Annotated in this window: 12 protein-coding genes; 6 read left to right on the top strand and 6 right to left on the bottom strand. The window is 42.8% G+C overall.

The window, feature by feature from the left end; all coding sequences use genetic code 11:
- Position 1: 1 nt before the first annotated feature.
- Positions 2–334, bottom strand: a complete 333-nt coding sequence (locus F991_RS00880) for a DUF485 domain-containing protein (RefSeq protein ID WP_004668136.1) — start codon at positions 332–334, stop codon at positions 2–4.
- Between the two features lie 185 nt (positions 335–519).
- On the opposite strand from F991_RS00880, the gene F991_RS00875 reads away from it, so the two are divergent.
- On the top strand, positions 520–4,011 hold the full coding sequence (locus tag F991_RS00875) for a hybrid sensor histidine kinase/response regulator (RefSeq protein ID WP_004668134.1): 3,492 nt from the start codon (positions 520–522) through the stop codon (positions 4,009–4,011).
- Positions 4,012–4,430: 419 nt separating this feature from the next.
- Positions 4,431–5,192, top strand: a complete 762-nt coding sequence (locus tag F991_RS00870; RefSeq protein WP_004668132.1) for a hypothetical protein — start codon at positions 4,431–4,433, stop codon at positions 5,190–5,192.
- Positions 5,193–5,237: 45 nt separating this feature from the next.
- Here F991_RS00870 and F991_RS00865 read toward each other — a convergent pair whose 3' ends face one another.
- The 3 genes from F991_RS00865 to def form a co-directional block, all read right to left on the bottom strand.
- The gene (locus F991_RS00865) at positions 5,238–7,334 is read right to left on the bottom strand and encodes a TonB-dependent copper receptor (protein ID WP_004668131.1); all 2,097 of its coding nucleotides are present in this window, start codon (positions 7,332–7,334) and stop codon (positions 5,238–5,240) included.
- A 102-nt stretch (positions 7,335–7,436) separates the two neighbouring features.
- Positions 7,437–7,874 (bottom strand): DUF2946 family protein, encoded by a 438-nt coding sequence (locus F991_RS00860; RefSeq protein WP_034595322.1) that lies wholly within the window; start codon positions 7,872–7,874, stop codon positions 7,437–7,439.
- A 44-nt stretch (positions 7,875–7,918) separates the two neighbouring features.
- Positions 7,919–8,449 (bottom strand): peptide deformylase, encoded by a 531-nt coding sequence (gene def, locus F991_RS00855; RefSeq protein ID WP_004668129.1) that lies wholly within the window; start codon positions 8,447–8,449, stop codon positions 7,919–7,921.
- Between the two features lie 125 nt (positions 8,450–8,574).
- Here def and F991_RS00850 point away from each other — a divergent pair, with 125 nt between their 5' ends.
- The 3 genes from F991_RS00850 to F991_RS00840 are packed head-to-tail and all read left to right on the top strand — an operon-like array spanning position 8,575 to position 11,487.
- Positions 8,575–9,726, top strand: coding sequence for a LysM peptidoglycan-binding domain-containing protein (locus F991_RS00850; RefSeq protein ID WP_004668128.1), 1,152 nt, complete (start codon positions 8,575–8,577; stop codon positions 9,724–9,726).
- Between the two features lie 24 nt (positions 9,727–9,750).
- Positions 9,751–10,881: a DNA-processing protein DprA gene (dprA, locus tag F991_RS00845; protein WP_004668127.1), complete on the top strand. Its 1,131-nt coding sequence runs from the start codon at positions 9,751–9,753 to the stop codon at positions 10,879–10,881.
- A gap of 36 nt (positions 10,882–10,917) precedes the next feature.
- Positions 10,918–11,487 carry an L-threonylcarbamoyladenylate synthase type 1 TsaC gene (locus F991_RS00840; protein WP_004668126.1) on the top strand — a complete coding sequence of 190 codons (570 nt, stop codon included), beginning with the start codon at positions 10,918–10,920 and terminating at the stop codon, positions 11,485–11,487.
- A gap of 405 nt (positions 11,488–11,892) precedes the next feature.
- Here the strand turns inward: F991_RS00840 and F991_RS00835 are convergent, their stop codons facing one another.
- Positions 11,893–12,813 carry a DMT family transporter gene (locus F991_RS00835; protein ID WP_004668125.1) on the bottom strand — a complete coding sequence of 307 codons (921 nt, stop codon included), beginning with the start codon at positions 12,811–12,813 and terminating at the stop codon, positions 11,893–11,895.
- 101 nt (positions 12,814–12,914) lie between these two features.
- On the bottom strand, positions 12,915–13,559 hold the full coding sequence (locus F991_RS00830) for a TetR/AcrR family transcriptional regulator (RefSeq protein ID WP_004668124.1): 645 nt from the start codon (positions 13,557–13,559) through the stop codon (positions 12,915–12,917).
- A 145-nt stretch (positions 13,560–13,704) separates the two neighbouring features.
- Between F991_RS00830 and F991_RS00825 the strand changes: the two genes are divergently transcribed.
- A complete protein-coding gene (locus F991_RS00825; protein ID WP_004668121.1) occupies positions 13,705–14,925 on the top strand; it encodes an MFS transporter in 1,221 nt (406 codons plus the stop codon).
- Positions 14,926–14,938: the final 13 nt, after the last annotated feature.

The raw sequence follows: 14,938 nt of genomic DNA, 5'->3' as shown, positions 1-14,938 counted from the left end.
CTCAGTGCTTCCCTTTTTCATGTGCAATCGCCTCAACTTCCTTGAGTGCCTCTTCATTGAGTTGGTCAAGCTTATTATTGGCAATGTAGGAATACACACCACATAATAAAAACGACAACACGATAATGCTTAAACCGAGAGGAATGCCCCAAGTCGTGACACCACCACTAAATGAGCTTGCTAGAAATTCTTTGTTGTAGCCAACCAAAAGCATAAAGCCAACGTAGATAAACAACATGATTGCTGTTAGCGTCCAACTTAAAATACTTTTCCTTCTCACCATTTCTTTAAACTTTGGATTTTGTAGAATCTGCTCTACTTGTGAATCATCCATAATCAACTCCTTATTTTTGTGTCCAACCATGGACCCCTTTTTCTCTATGGGATTCTTCACTATCCAACTTAGCAAGTTTATGATGATGCCGTAACTTAGACTTTGGTCGTTACAAGCAGAACTGTACGCTTCACTATGCCCACGCTTCGGGTATGATAAAAAATGGAATTGATCACGTGAGCAATATGAATAGCTGGCTTATTCTTGGCATACTCGCGCTTTATATCGCGCTGTTATTTGGCTGTGCATTTTTTGGAGAAAAACATGCCAGTCGACTCAGTACGCGTGGTCGCATGTTGCTGTTCAGCTTAACCTTAGGTGTATATTGCTCATCTTGGACATTTTATGGAGCAACTGGCGCAGCGGTTCGTGAAGGTGTGTTGTTCTTACCTATTTATCTCGGTCCATTGCTATTTCTTTGGTTTGGTTATGATATTTGGAAGCGTTTAGGTCGTATTCGCCAATACCACTCGATTTCATCGATTGCCGATTTTATTGCTGCCCGTTACGGCAAAAGTGGCAGCTTGGCCGCCCTTGTAACCATTTTGGCTGTGATTGCAATTGTGCCCTATCTGGCACTCCAGCTACATGCGATTGCACTCAGTGCTGCGGTGATTCTTGATCAAAACGCCAATATACATACCACCACCAATAGCGTTCTGATGTTAACTGCGGTACTTGCAATTTTGGCGATGATTTTTGGCACACGACATATTGCTAACACCGAACAACACGGTGGTCTGATGCTGGCAGTCGCATTTGAGTCCTTCGTAAAACTGTTTGCATTACTCTGTGTAGCAGGATTTTTCTTATTACAATCGCCTGAGAATATTAAACAAGTCAGCAATGACGTCTCGGAGCATTTTTATAATTTACAACAACTCGGTGTACCCGAAACCTTTTGGGTGCAAACCTTACTCGCTGCACTGGCGATGATCTGTTTACCTCGCCAATTTCATGTCGCTGTGGTTGAACTCCGCGATGAGAAACATATTCGTGGTGCAAGACATTGGTTTGCGGCTTATTTAATTCTCACCATAATCGCCATCATTCCAATCGCCAGTTGGGCACTACATGCACTTCCTGAATCCCTTGGCTCTTCTGATATTGCCGTTTTAGCACTACCACTCAGCTACCAACAAGATTGGTTAGCATTATTGGCATTTTTGGGTGGTTTTTCTGCTTCAACTGGCATGCTATTAGTTTCATCAGTGGCACTTTCGATCATGCTCAGCAACGACTTGATCATGCCTGCGCTATGGCGCTTCAAAATTATTTCTCGACATGACCGACAGTTACCTAAAGTGCTCAAACTAACACGGCGAATCAGCATCCTGAGCGTCATGTTATTGGGTTTCTTATTTTTTAATTTCTTTAATGATATTAATCAGCTTTCGGTCTTCGGTCTGCTGGCATTTAGTGCTGTTGCACAGTTCGCACCCGCCCTCATTGGCGGACTATATTGGCGTGGGGCAAGCCGACAAGGGGTTTATGTCGGTCTGATTGTCGGTTTTGTAATGTGGAGCTACACGCTGCTTTTTCCGACTTTGCTGCGCAGCTTACCTGAACATTATCAAAACTTTGCACAACATATTTTGTTATTCGGGCCATTTGATATACATGGCTTACGTCCAGAAGCACTGCTCGGCTTTGAATCTTTTGCGCCGCTTACCCATGGTGTGCTTTGGTCTTTGGGTCTCAACCTTGTCTTATATATTTGGATCTCGCGTCTTTATCGTCCCAGTGTTGCAGAACAGATTCAGGCAGAAAGCTTTTTTTATTATGAAAGCAAACCACTTCCCTCAGCACAATCTGCGGCTGATCTGACGGATTTACATCAAAATGCAGCCCGCCTAAAAGTCGGTGACTTATTGGCTTTGGCGAAACGGATCACAGGCGAAAGACCAACGACCCAAGCGTTTCAACAATTCTCTGAACAAAATCATGTACTTCTAAATGAAAATCATGTTGCCAATGGCATGTGGTGGCGCTTTACTGAGCAATATCTTGCAGGGATTATTGGAGCAGCTTCTGCACGTACCTTGCTGACCACGGCCATGATCAATAATGGCTTAGCTTTAGGGCAAGTCGCCAACATTTTAGACCAAGCCTCGCAATGGCAACGTTTTAACCAAAACTTACTGATGACCATGATTGATCACATGACCCAAGGTGTGAGTGTAGTTGATAAGAATATGTGCTTGGTGGCATGGAACAATCAATATCTAAAACTGTTTGATTACCCTAAAGATCTGGTTTATGTCGGCTGTCCAATTGCAGATCTAATTCGCTATAACGCTGAACGTGGAGAATGTGGACCGGGTTCAGTAGAAGAACATGTCCGCAAACGGATTCACTGGATGAAAGTCGGCAGTGCACATGAGTTTGAACGTATTCGTAAAGATGGCTTGGTCATCCAAATGCGGGGCAACCCGATTAAAGGCGGCGGTTTTGTCACAACTTTTGCAGACATCACCGCGTTCCGTACTAATGAAGCTGTGTTAGAAGAACGTGTCCACGATCGCACACAACAACTGGCAGATGCGCTCACTGAACAACAGTTGGCATTGGAACAAGCTGATAAAGCCAATCAATCCAAAAGCCGCTTTCTTGCTGCAGCCAGCCATGATTTATTGCAACCAATGCACGCTGCACGATTGTTTAGTACTGCACTGGAACAAAGCATACATTCGTCTGAAGATCAACAAACCTTACAACAGCTTGATCGTGCACTATATGGTGCAGAAAGCATGTTATCCGCGTTGTTAGATATTGCGCGTTTGGAAGGGGGCACCATTCAGCCAAAACGACAAGCTTATGCATTGCATGATTTGCTCAATGACCTTGAATTACAGTTCAAATCGATTGCGGCCCAACGCGATATTCAATTTAAAGTCCATGACACCAAGTTTTGGGTCGATACTGACCCACAATGGATGCGACGAATTATTCAAAATTTTGTCAGCAATGCGCTCCGCTATACCGCTCAGGGTCGCGTTGTGGTGGGCGTATTACGCTCCGCACAACGACCGAATCATATCCGGATCGGGGTTTGGGATACTGGGCCGGGCATAAACGAGCAACAACGGGTTAAACTGTTCCAAGAATTTGAGCGTTGCGGGCACACCTCGCCTTGGGGAGAGCAAGGTCTTGGGCTGGGGCTGGCGATCGTACAACGCATGACCCATCTCTTAGATTTCCCTGTCCATGTACATTCCGAATTGGGCAAAGGCTCCTGCTTTATGATTGAAGTGCCGTTGACTGCAGCCACAAAGATACATACATCTGTCGTACCAACCACAGCACTACAACACACGGCTTATAAAGTTCTTTGTCTGGACAATGATGAAACTATTTTAGACGGAATGCGAACTTTACTCAGTAAATGGGGCTATCAAGTTTTCACCGCAACCGAACCGAAAGAAGCGCTACAACTCATCACACAGCATGATATTCAAGTCTGGTTGATTGATCAGCATTTAAATCATGATCAACGAGGTTTAGATTTTATTGAGCAACATCGGCCCGCACATGTTCCTGTGGCACTGATCACGGCGGATTCAGATCCTGAATTGCCACAACGACTGAAAAAACAGAATATTATACTGCTCAAAAAGCCACTCAAACCCGCAGGTTTACGCGCTTGGTTGTCAGGTTTAAAAATCTTGCCGATGTAATAAACTGCTTTCATCATTATTCATACCCTCCTTGTATTTCTTCACTGGGAGAATGAGGAACGATTGAAGTTCCGCAAGGAGATTTGTGAAAGAAGTCGAATAAATAGCATAATATTTTGAAACATAGGCAAAAACCATCAAAAACCTGCACTTTGGTTGCTAAAAAATTGACCGAAGTGCTCAAATAGTTTTTGACTATGGCAAAAAAGTCCACTTACATTAGTGAACGATTGTACACTTACTTACAATTTTATAAAATATTGTTTTTATTACCATTTTATATCAAAAATTGCCATATAAGACTTTAGTCGTATTCTACTTGCTTTCTGAATAAAGCATAAATTTATGCGAATCAATAGAAACCTATTTGCACGTCTTTAGGATTTCTCACAATAATACCGCCAGAAAGGATATTGATCATGAATAGCCCCCAGCTTAGCTCTGAACATCGCTCGCAACAGTTTTATCGTCAATACAGCGCCAATGCACTCTTACCACAACTCAACTGGCAAACTATCTTTGCTCAAAACAAATTAAATGATACCCACTTACGCGCATTGAATACGCTGTATCAAGCGGCTGTTCCTCTGGCTTTAAATGTTTTCGATGAGCTGCATTTTGATGTATTCGCACCTGCTGCTTATCAGCCACAGGGTTTAGGTTTATTTGAAAAATTAGCCCAACAAGAAGAAATTTTCTTAAAAGCACTCGAAACTGAGTCATCTCATCTAGATCAAGATACTCGCCATCAAATGTGGAGCATGTTGTTACGCGGTGGTGCGGTACTGGTCTTTAAAGCGTGGCTGGGTCATGTAAAAGCAGGTGAAAATCAGCTTGATCGAACTCAATTTGATGAACTTTCAGATTTGCTTTTTATCAAAACACGTCCTGAAAATTTAGCGCAGCGCTTAAAAATTGAGAGTGATGCTGAAATTGAACATATTTTTTTAATGTATGAAAATGACGTCTTTTTAGATCACTTTAATAGTCTAGAAACCGCCGCATTATTTGTTGATTTAGGCGTATATGATGCTGCGTTCTTGAGTTTACGTGATGACCGTGTAGCAGAATATCTTAAAGCCGAAGGTTATGTCACTCAAGAGCAGATTGATGATTTGCAATGTGCATTAAACCCGCTGTATTGCGATAGTTTAATGCCAAAACAAGATTGTTTGGCTTAATGCAAAATCAAACAAGGTGGAAAGTCCACCTTGTTTTTTTGTTGCTTAGAACTTCATGCTCATACGCATCCAGTAATTCCGTCCAATATTATTAAACTGTTCACTGGCGCCATATCCAAACATGGACGCACCCGCTTTATTGAGATGTTCGGTGTAGGTCTTATCCAAGACATTATCGACACCAACTGACACATCAACAGTATCTGTTAACTTATATGTCCCATTCAAAGCCAAAGTATCGAACGCTTTACTTGGATTCATATCATAGCCAACCACATTGCCTTCATTTAGGCTAATACGATTTTGTTTAGCAACCACACGCCACAATAGCCCTAAACTATATTTCTCCTCGACATAACGAAGGTTAATACGTCCTTCTAAAGGTGCAATTTGCGGTAAAGCACGATCATCAGAGGTATTTTTACCCCAAGCGTACATCGTTGAAACATCTGCTTGAACCTGATCATTAAACTGATAACCCACGCCTGCTTCAGCACCTGCAATGGTTGCATCAACATTCCGCGCCAAAGGTTTCCGCTTATCAGGCGTATGATATTCAAGCAAAATAAAGTCTTTAATTAAACCTGCATAAGCAGAAGCCCATGTATTCCATGCGCCATGTTCAGCCTGAAAACCAATATCGAATTGGGCTGTACGTTCACTTTTCAGATTGTCTAAATTATCAATCATACGATAAGTGGTGACACCCATCATATCCGTTGTCCCCACCCCACGATCTGTTGAAGTACTATACAACTCCCAAAAATCAGGAGTTCGTTCAACATAGCCCACGCCTGCATAGCTTTTCACACCATGTTCAGGAAACGCTTTTTCAATACGGATAAAGCCACTTGGTACGGTATCCTTGCGGTTTTTACCATTTTGAAGTTGATCAATTTTGACTTGATCAACACGCGCACCTGCAACTAATTTTTGATCGGCATCAACGTTATAAGTCCATTCAGTAAACGCACCATAAGACTGGAACTTTAGATCTTCAGCATAAGGGGAACTCATTTTAGGCATGGCATACATCACCATGTCACCACCATGCTTGTTATGCTGGCTATCCAACCCTGAAACCACGCTGAATTTATCCCAATCTGTCGTGACCGCCAAACGGGTATTTAACGTACGGCGATCGACACGCATCGACATCTTATTCGGTACCATCATCTGCATGCCGTGCATATTCATATTGGTCATCGGCGGAGTACGTAAACTAAAATTATCCATGATGTGATCGTTATAGCTATAGTCCACTTGTGCTTGGACTTTTTTAATCACGTTGTTCAGATTTTTCTGCTCGGCATGTAAGCTCAAACTTTCACGTTTAAATTGCGCGCCATCCATACCACGACCGGCATAGGCAGCTTCACCATCGCCTTTGCCTGCACGAAGTTCTAACCAAGCATCCTCAGTCGGTTTCCAGCCTAAGGCAAGATCAGCACCCCAGCGTTCCCAGTTGGAGTGAACATTTTTCCCGTCACCATCTTGATAATCATCCGCCACAGAACGATTGGCATTCAAACGTGCATATTTCGTTTCATCACCAATTGCAGTTTCAACATTATGATCTAAACGTCCATAAGAACCGACCAATACACTGGCTTGACCACGATAGGGTTGATCTTTGCTTAGGTTTTCAGGCTGACGTTCAAAAATCACCGTGGCAGCAGAGCCAGGCGTTGCATATTGAACCGTTTGCGGCCCTTTAATCACCGTAATTTGGTCAAAACTTTCAGGTTGAATATAAGAGGTCGGTGCATCCATACGTGATGGACAAGCACCTAGGTTTTCACTGCCATCCACCAACATTTTAATACGCGAACCAAACATGCCACGGAAGGTAACATCGCCGTTGCTGCCTCCATTTTTAATGGCACTGAATCCCATAATGCTTTGTAAATAATCTGCACCATCGGTTGCAGGTACAGGCTGAATCGGTTGCTTAGGATCGGCTTGAATGACCAATCCATTGCTCTGATTGGGTTGTTGTGCAGTGATGACGATCGGTGCAAGAACAACTTGAGCAGATTGTTGCGTTGATTGAGTTTCCGTACTTGCCCACACCATCGCGGTATTTGAGACAGCAAGCATCGCAACCATGAGCGGTTGTAATAAAAATTTAGGCTGAGCCATAAGAGCTTTCCTTAAAACATAAACACGGCTTGAGTTTGCAAAATCAAATTTACAAACTCTCGTAGGGGCGAATTGGATTCACCCTATTTAAAAAGCAATGATTTATGCAAAGTGTGGCGGGGCTCGCCCTTGGGGCAATAAAAACAGTTGTTGTAGCGCAAAATAAACATGTCTAAAGGCATGTTGATAGGCCACTAAACGGATCTGAATCCGAACCAAGACCTCTTTAATCCCAAGCTCAGGCGGCAGGATCAAATTGGCATAGACGGTACAATACTGACATTGATGATTCGGATCATGATGATCATGTTGCGGCATCGAAACTTGAGTATGTTCAAGCTGATGTGGGTGATGATGCGAAGAATGTACGGCTTGGCTTAATAGGACTTGTATTTTAGGTAATAGCAAAGCTTGAGTAATGGTTTCACACACAGGTGCGATTTGATATTGCTTCGGGAGTAATGGCTGCAAAAATACCGCGATCTGTAAACAGACCGCGGCGAATGCAAACAGGAAACCACAACGAAACAAAGTAAAAATCTCCCCTACCCCCTCTTTACTAAAGAGGGGAACTCTATTTTGACTTAACGTTTAACTGCCACTTTCTCTTTTTCACGCTGGCGAACCAATTTTTCCACTTTTTCACGGGCACGTTGGCGTTTTAATGGCGATAAATAATCCACAAAAAGTTTGCCATTTAAGTGATCCATTTCATGTTGGATGCAAACAGCGAGAAGTTCGTCAGCTTCTAACTCAAATGCTTGACCTTCAAGGTTAATTGCTTCGATTTTTACGCGTGACGGACGCTCAACTTTGTCGTATATTTGAGGCACGGAGAGACAGCCTTCTTCATAAGGCTGAGTATCTACAGTCAGCGGAGTGACTTTGGGGTTAATGAACACCATCGGTTGGTTTTTCTCTTCAGAGATGTCCATAACAATAAGCTGAATATGATGATCAACCTGAGATGCCGCTAAACCTATACCCGGTGCCTCGTACATGGTTTCAAGCATATCTGCTGCAAGCTGACGAATATCATCAGTGACTTCTTCGACTGGCTTGGCAATGGTGCGAAGGCGGGGATCAGGAAAACTTAGAATAGGTAATAAGGCCATACTGACATCCTCAACTTATGCCGTTGATCAGAAAACCGACTGAAGGGAATGCTTGATCAAAAAAAAATGTGGGTAATGTCGTTATTATAACGCAACTACGCACATAATTTTTAGGAATTATGATAATGAAAAAGGTTTTAAACGGCATACACTCATTTCATGCCTTGGGGTTAAAAAAACAACTGATTGCCGTGGCAATTTGCGCGGGATTGGGGATGAGCGTCAATATCGCACATGCTGCAAGTCCAAACGTTAGCCCTCCTGCTGTCAAAGCAGGTGCACCCCATGTTTATGTGGTGAAAAAAGGTGACACACTTTGGGATATCTCAGGCAAGTTTTTAAGCAAACCTTGGCGCTGGCCAGAAATTTGGGCAAGCAATAAACACGTGAAAAACCCACACTGGATTTATCCAGGTGATCGTCTGTTATTGTGCACATTGAACGGCAAACCTTTAATTGGCAAAGATGAGGGCGATGGCTGTGCTGGGATTATTCGTCGCCACAGTGGCAATATCTCAACCTTACGTCCACAGGTTCGTGTTGAAGCTCTAAATAATAGTGTTCCCGTGATTCCACTGGCGCATATTCAACAATGGTTAGAACGCACCTCGATTCTTCCAGTAGACACCATTGCTCATACCCCATACATTTTGGGTACAGCTGACAAACGCGTCCTTGCAGGTAAAGGTCAAAGTGTCTATGTCCGTGGTAAAGGACTAGAAAATGGTCAGCGCTATGGCGTATTCCGCGAAGGCGAACCCTACATCATTGTTGATGAGCACGGTAAAAAGCAGAACCTCGGCATCGAACTCACTCAAGTGGCTTCAGGTGTTGCCATTCGCAATGAAAATGACATCACCACAGTTGAATTAACCGATAGCTACAATGGTGAAGTGCGTCGTGGCGATCGTGTCATGGCTGAACAAGATGCGATGTTGCCGACATTGTTCTATCCAACAGATGCAAATCAAGTCAAAGATGGCGGTAAAATCATTCGTGTCATGGGTTCAATTGGGACTGCTGCTAAAAATGGTGTCGTCACCGTTGACCGTGGTACAAATGATGGCATTGAAATCGGACAAGTATTTCATGCTTATCAAGACGGCGAAACCGTCAAAGATCCTAAAACCAAAGAAACGGTTAAATTACCTGGGCAATATGTGGGTAATGTCATGATTTTTAAGAGCTTTGATCGGCTTAGTTATGCCTATGTACTTGAAAGCGATTTACCAATTAAAGTCGGTTCAAACATCAAACCGCCTCGTCTTGAAGACTAGTTGATGACTGAGCACTGATCTGAAATGTTGAATCAACTATCACCTCATCACTACCACACTGTGTTGTTGTGGTATTTGGTTCAACATTCGCTTTCTAGTTTCAAAAAAGTCATCCACTATTTTGGGGATTGTGAACAAGCGACCCAAGCAGATCGCTTTTCGGAATGGCAACAACTCGGCTTACATGCCAATCACTTAAAACGCGTAGAAACATTCCAAACAACTCAAGGGCGACAACAGTTTGAACAACTGGTTCAACTGATTTGTCAACATAGCGATTTTATTCTAACTCCTGACGATATCGGCTATCCCACCCAACTTTTACCTTATGCTGATCATCCACCGATTTTATTTGGACAAGGTCAAGCGCACGCGCTATTACAACCACAAATTGCCATGGTTGGCAGCCGAAAGCCCAGTCCACATGGGCGGCAAGTCGCATATGATTTTGCCTATTATTTAAGTGAAAAAGGTTTTTATATTAGCAGTGGCTTAGCACATGGCATCGACCAAGCCGCGCATCAAGGGGGTCTCACCCATCAGCGCACCATTGCCGTCGTCGGCACAGGTTTAGATACCGTTTATCCAGCACAAAACAAACAACTGGCGCAACAGATTATTCAGTCAGGTGCGATTGTGACCGAATTTCTACCCACCACAATGCCTTTACAACAACACTTTCCAAGGCGTAACCGTATCGTCAGTGGTTTAAGTCTCGGTGTGGTCGTGGTAGAAGCTGCATTAAAAAGTGGTTCTCTGATCACCGCAAACGAGGCGGCTCATCAAGGCAAGATGGTCTTTGCGATTCCCGGACATATTTATAGTGAGCACCATCAAGGCTGCCACCAACTGATTCGTGAAGGCGCGATTTTGGTCGACCATCCAGAACAAGTGATTGAAGATTTGGCTTTGCCCACCCAATGGCAAGCACAACAGCAACACGCTGAAAAACCGAACACCACCACACCGAATCTCCCTTCTCATTTGATCGGACTCTATCAACGCTTAGACTGGGTCGGACAAGACTTAGATCAACTTGCTCAAGCCAACCAAGCTGCAATTTCAGAGTTAACAGCGCAATTGATGGAACTTGAGTTATTAGGTTTATGCACACAACAAGCTGGACGCTATTTACGTTGTCGCCCAATGCTTTAAACTAAGCTTCTCTTATTAACACTCTGCACACCTCACATGATAACGTCCTCAATCTCTGAAGCCGCTCAGCTCCTCAAACAAGGTCAAGTACTGGCATATCCGACAGAAGCTGTTTGGGGATTGGGCTGTGATCCATTCAATGAGCAAGCTTTTCAACAGATTCTTGAACTCAAACATCGCCCAATCGAAAAAGGCGTAATTTTACTGGCGGGGAAAGTCGCACAAGTCGAACATTTATTACAAAGTTTGACTCCCAAAATACGTCAGCAAGTGATCAACAGTTGGTCTAACCGCACACCAGTTGAGCGCGCAACCACCTGGTTACTGCCTGCTGATCAACAGATTCCAACATGGATTCAAGGGCAACACCCTTTGGTTGCTGTGCGTGTCACCACCCATCCATTGTGTGTCGAACTATGCAATGCTTTTGGTGGTTTTATTGTCTCAACCAGTGCCAATCCCGCAGGTTTAACCCCTGCACATCGTTTAGAACAGGCGCAAGGCTATTTTGGTTCTGCATTGCATTATCTCGACGGTGCTTTGGGACAAAGCCAAGAACCGAGTCGAATCTTAAATGCGCTCACAGGCGAAGTGATTCGGGCATAAAACAACGGATAAAATGAGCCAAAATGCAGACAAAAAAAAGCTCAGTTATATAGGGATAACTGAGCATAAAAAGGATGTGTATAATCACATCCAGAGGGTTCACAAATTCGGCAAGCAATCTAAACACTAAAATGTATCAATTTGCTTCTGTGCTTATTATGGATCAATCATCTCATTTATACAAATATATTATTTGCCGTGCAAAAAAGGTGAAAAGCGTACCAATTTTGTCACTTCTATATTTTTAATAAAATTATATTTCTATTTTTATTCAGCTTTTTTTTGATCACAAATTTAGCATTTCTTCAAAATATACGTTTAATATCAAATAGAAAGAATTGTCTTCATATCTATTATTTTGCGCGTTTGTCTATTTTTTAAACAAACACGCATTTTAAATACATCTTAAATCGTCGGCTTTAACACTCGGGATGATAATTTCACGGTTTTTTTCTGTGCCATCACAATACCTGCAAGAATCATCGCCCCTCCAACAGTATGATAAATCGTCCAGCTTTCTGCGAGCCAAAAACTGGCAATAATGGCAGTAAACACTGGCATCAAATTCATAAAAATACTGGTTCGGTTTGGACCGATCGATTGCACAGCAAGCATCCATAATAATGGCGCAATCAATGATGGGAACATGCCTGCATACAATACACTTGCGGCATTGTCAGCATTGATACGGTCTAGCCCAAACCACAGTAAAAATGGCAGGTGGTACAACAACGCAAATGCAATTTGTACATATAAACTGGTCATTAAGGGCAATTGCAGTTGCCATTTTTTCAGGAATACACCATAGAAAGCATAGAAACCAACGGCAACGACCATCACCGCATCGCCCCAGTGCCCGCCTTGGGCAAATAAACTGGAAATATGCCCTTGGCTCATGACATAAATCAAACCTGCAAATGACAACAGACTACCGAAGATCGCAAAACGATTCGGTCGATCTTTCAAAATCAGATACGAAATAAATATGGTAAATATAGGGACAAAAGCATTCACAATGCCCATATTGGTGGCAGTGGTATAATGTGCGGCGGTATAAGACAAGCCTTGGTATAACACCATACCAAATGCACTCAATATGGCTAACTTACCGATCAATGGACGAATTAAAGCGCGTTGCTGCCAAACTTTCGGCAACATAAATGGCGTCAAAATAAGAAAAGCCACAAACCAACGATAAAAACTAATACTGACAGGTGAAATCAGGTCAGCCACATAACGGGTCACCACAATATTCAGTGACCAAATTAAGACCGCTATCAATGGCAGCACAAATGCCCATTTTTGATATTTTGTTAACTGACCCATGACCTTTCTCACAATATTTCAGCAATGTGAGTATTGTGAAAGATGTCCAAATTAATTGAAATATCGTATTTCAGACATTTATATCGCAGTTACGACATCCTTTAGAATAGCTCCCAAGCACGCATCGCGTGTTCAACCACTTTGTGCAACTGTGCGACGCTTGCCCCATCTCTTGCTTGTATGGTTAAACCTTGTAAAACCGTTGCGTAGAAATCTGCCATTTCTGCTAATGGGGCTATTGCTTTCAAATCACCATCAGAAACACCTTGCTGTAAACGTTGCAACATTTTTTGTTTGGTTTTCAATCGCTTTTCAAGAATATTGTGTTGTATCGCTTGGGTATTATCAGAACAATTCATGGTTGCAACCACCAACATACAGCCTGAAGGTTTATCGGGTTGCGCTAGACGTTGTACATTGTCATAAAGAAAAAGTTCAAAAGCCACCTTTGCGGTTTTGGCTTCTAAAAAAATTGCTTCAATTGGACAAGCTTCATGGGCGAGATAGTAATCAATGCATTTATAGAATAGCCCTGTTTTATCGCCAAAACTACTATAGAGGCTCGGAGCTGTAATCGTTAAAGCCTGAGTTAAATCGCTAATCGAAGTTGCTTCGTAGCCATGTTCCCAAAATAACAACATCGCCGTTTCTAAAGCCTGTTGCTCATCAAAACACTTTGGGCGTCCACGCTTCTTTTTTAGCGCGTCATCACAAGGTGACGGCAGAGACATATCTGGATGAGTCATAAGGGTCACAAATATTTTTATAACGTTCACTATAAAATAATTGACTGATTGGCTTTTATCAACTATTTTATTTTTTAACGATCGTTATAAAACATTATTCTTTTTCAAATTTTATTGTTATCTTACTAACAATAAAGGAATTTTTATGGAAAACTCCCTTTCTAGTGAAATACCCCCCATTCAGTCAAGCCAAACACAAGGCAATTGGTTTGCACTTCTATCCGTGACCCTCAGTGCTTTTGCCTTGGTCACAGGTGAGTTTCTTGCCGTTGGGGTACTGAATGAAATCGCGCGTGATTTTCAGATTTCTGTGGGCACAGCAGGTCTCACCGTTTCTTTAACTGCGGTTGTCGGGATGTTTGCAGCAGTACTCATTCCTGTGTCTGCCAAAACACTAGATCGGCGGCCGCTGTTACTAATGTTAACCTTATTGATGATTCTCGCGAATTTCATCACGGCATTTGCACCAAATTTCACGCTTTTACTGCTCGGACGAATTATTTTAGGGATTGCGATTGGTGGCTTTTGGGCAACCGCAGTTGCTTTGAGTGGTCGTCTTGCCCCACCACATTTACCTATTGCCAAAGCAACTGCATGGGTCGCGTTCGGTGTCACGCTGGCGAGCGTACTGGGTGTGCCAATGGGTACGTGGCTCGCGCAATATAATGGATGGCGTACATCTTTTACAGTCATTTCATTAATGGGAATTTTGCTTTTTATCTTCCAATACTTGTACCTACCTCAATTAAAACCATCCTCTTCGCTACGCTGGAAAGAACTCCCAATCCTCGTACAACATCCCGCTGCTCGTAAAGGACTGATTATTTTTATCTTTATGGGTTTTGCACACTTTGCCGTTTATAGTTATTTTTCTGCCTTTTTTAAGCACCAGATTGACTTTTCTGACGGCCTGATTAGCCGTTTACTTCTGGTATATGGAATTGCAGGAATTTTTGGCAATATCTTTGCGGGTTATCTCGGACAAATCAATATTCGCTATACTTTTGCAGTCAGTGGCGTTGCCTTCTTTTTGGCATTTTTAAGTCTCCCTATGTTTGGCACACATATCATGGTCGCGATCGTACTGACGGCGTTGTGGGGCTTTGCCTATGGCATCATCCCAACGGCGGTAAATATCTGGATGTTTACTCATGCACCTGAAGCAGTGGAAAAAGGTATGCCGATGGTGACATTGACCTTCTTAATTTTGATTGCTTTAGGCAGTATGTTTGGCGGAATCATTGTCGATCATTTTGACGGCACGATCTTGTTTTTTGCTATGCTCCCGCTAGTACTCTGTTCTCTGGTATTGATTTTTACCCTCGCACGCGGTTTAAATAATCCTAAACTCACCTGCGAAAATTAACATGAGCGTCCCC

This window comes from Acinetobacter sp. CIP-A165 (assembly GCF_000367985.1).
Classification (GTDB): Bacteria; Pseudomonadota; Gammaproteobacteria; order Pseudomonadales; family Moraxellaceae; genus Acinetobacter.
The sequence above is the reverse complement of the archived record's forward strand: the minus strand, read 5'-3'. Positions and strand labels throughout refer to the sequence as shown.

Excerpts from the sequence above, each read along its gene's own strand:
- F991_RS00825 (WP_004668121.1), top strand. The coding sequence starts at position 13,705 with ATGGAAAACTCCCTTTCTAGTGAAATACCCCCCATTCAGTCAAGCCAA.
- F991_RS00875 (WP_004668134.1), top strand. The coding sequence starts at position 520 with ATGAATAGCTGGCTTATTCTTGGCATACTCGCGCTTTATATCGCGCTG.
- F991_RS00870 (WP_004668132.1), top strand. The coding sequence starts at position 4,431 with ATGAATAGCCCCCAGCTTAGCTCTGAACATCGCTCGCAACAGTTTTAT.
- F991_RS00830 (WP_004668124.1), bottom strand. The coding sequence starts at position 13,559 with ATGACTCATCCAGATATGTCTCTGCCGTCACCTTGTGATGACGCGCTA.
- def (WP_004668129.1), bottom strand. The coding sequence starts at position 8,449 with ATGGCCTTATTACCTATTCTAAGTTTTCCTGATCCCCGCCTTCGCACC.
- dprA (WP_004668127.1), top strand. The coding sequence starts at position 9,751 with ATGTTGAATCAACTATCACCTCATCACTACCACACTGTGTTGTTGTGG.
- F991_RS00840 (WP_004668126.1), top strand. The coding sequence starts at position 10,918 with ATGATAACGTCCTCAATCTCTGAAGCCGCTCAGCTCCTCAAACAAGGT.
- F991_RS00880 (WP_004668136.1), bottom strand. The coding sequence starts at position 334 with ATGGATGATTCACAAGTAGAGCAGATTCTACAAAATCCAAAGTTTAAA.
- F991_RS00835 (WP_004668125.1), bottom strand. The coding sequence starts at position 12,813 with ATGGGTCAGTTAACAAAATATCAAAAATGGGCATTTGTGCTGCCATTG.
- F991_RS00865 (WP_004668131.1), bottom strand. The coding sequence starts at position 7,334 with ATGGCTCAGCCTAAATTTTTATTACAACCGCTCATGGTTGCGATGCTT.
- F991_RS00850 (WP_004668128.1), top strand. The coding sequence starts at position 8,575 with ATGAAAAAGGTTTTAAACGGCATACACTCATTTCATGCCTTGGGGTTA.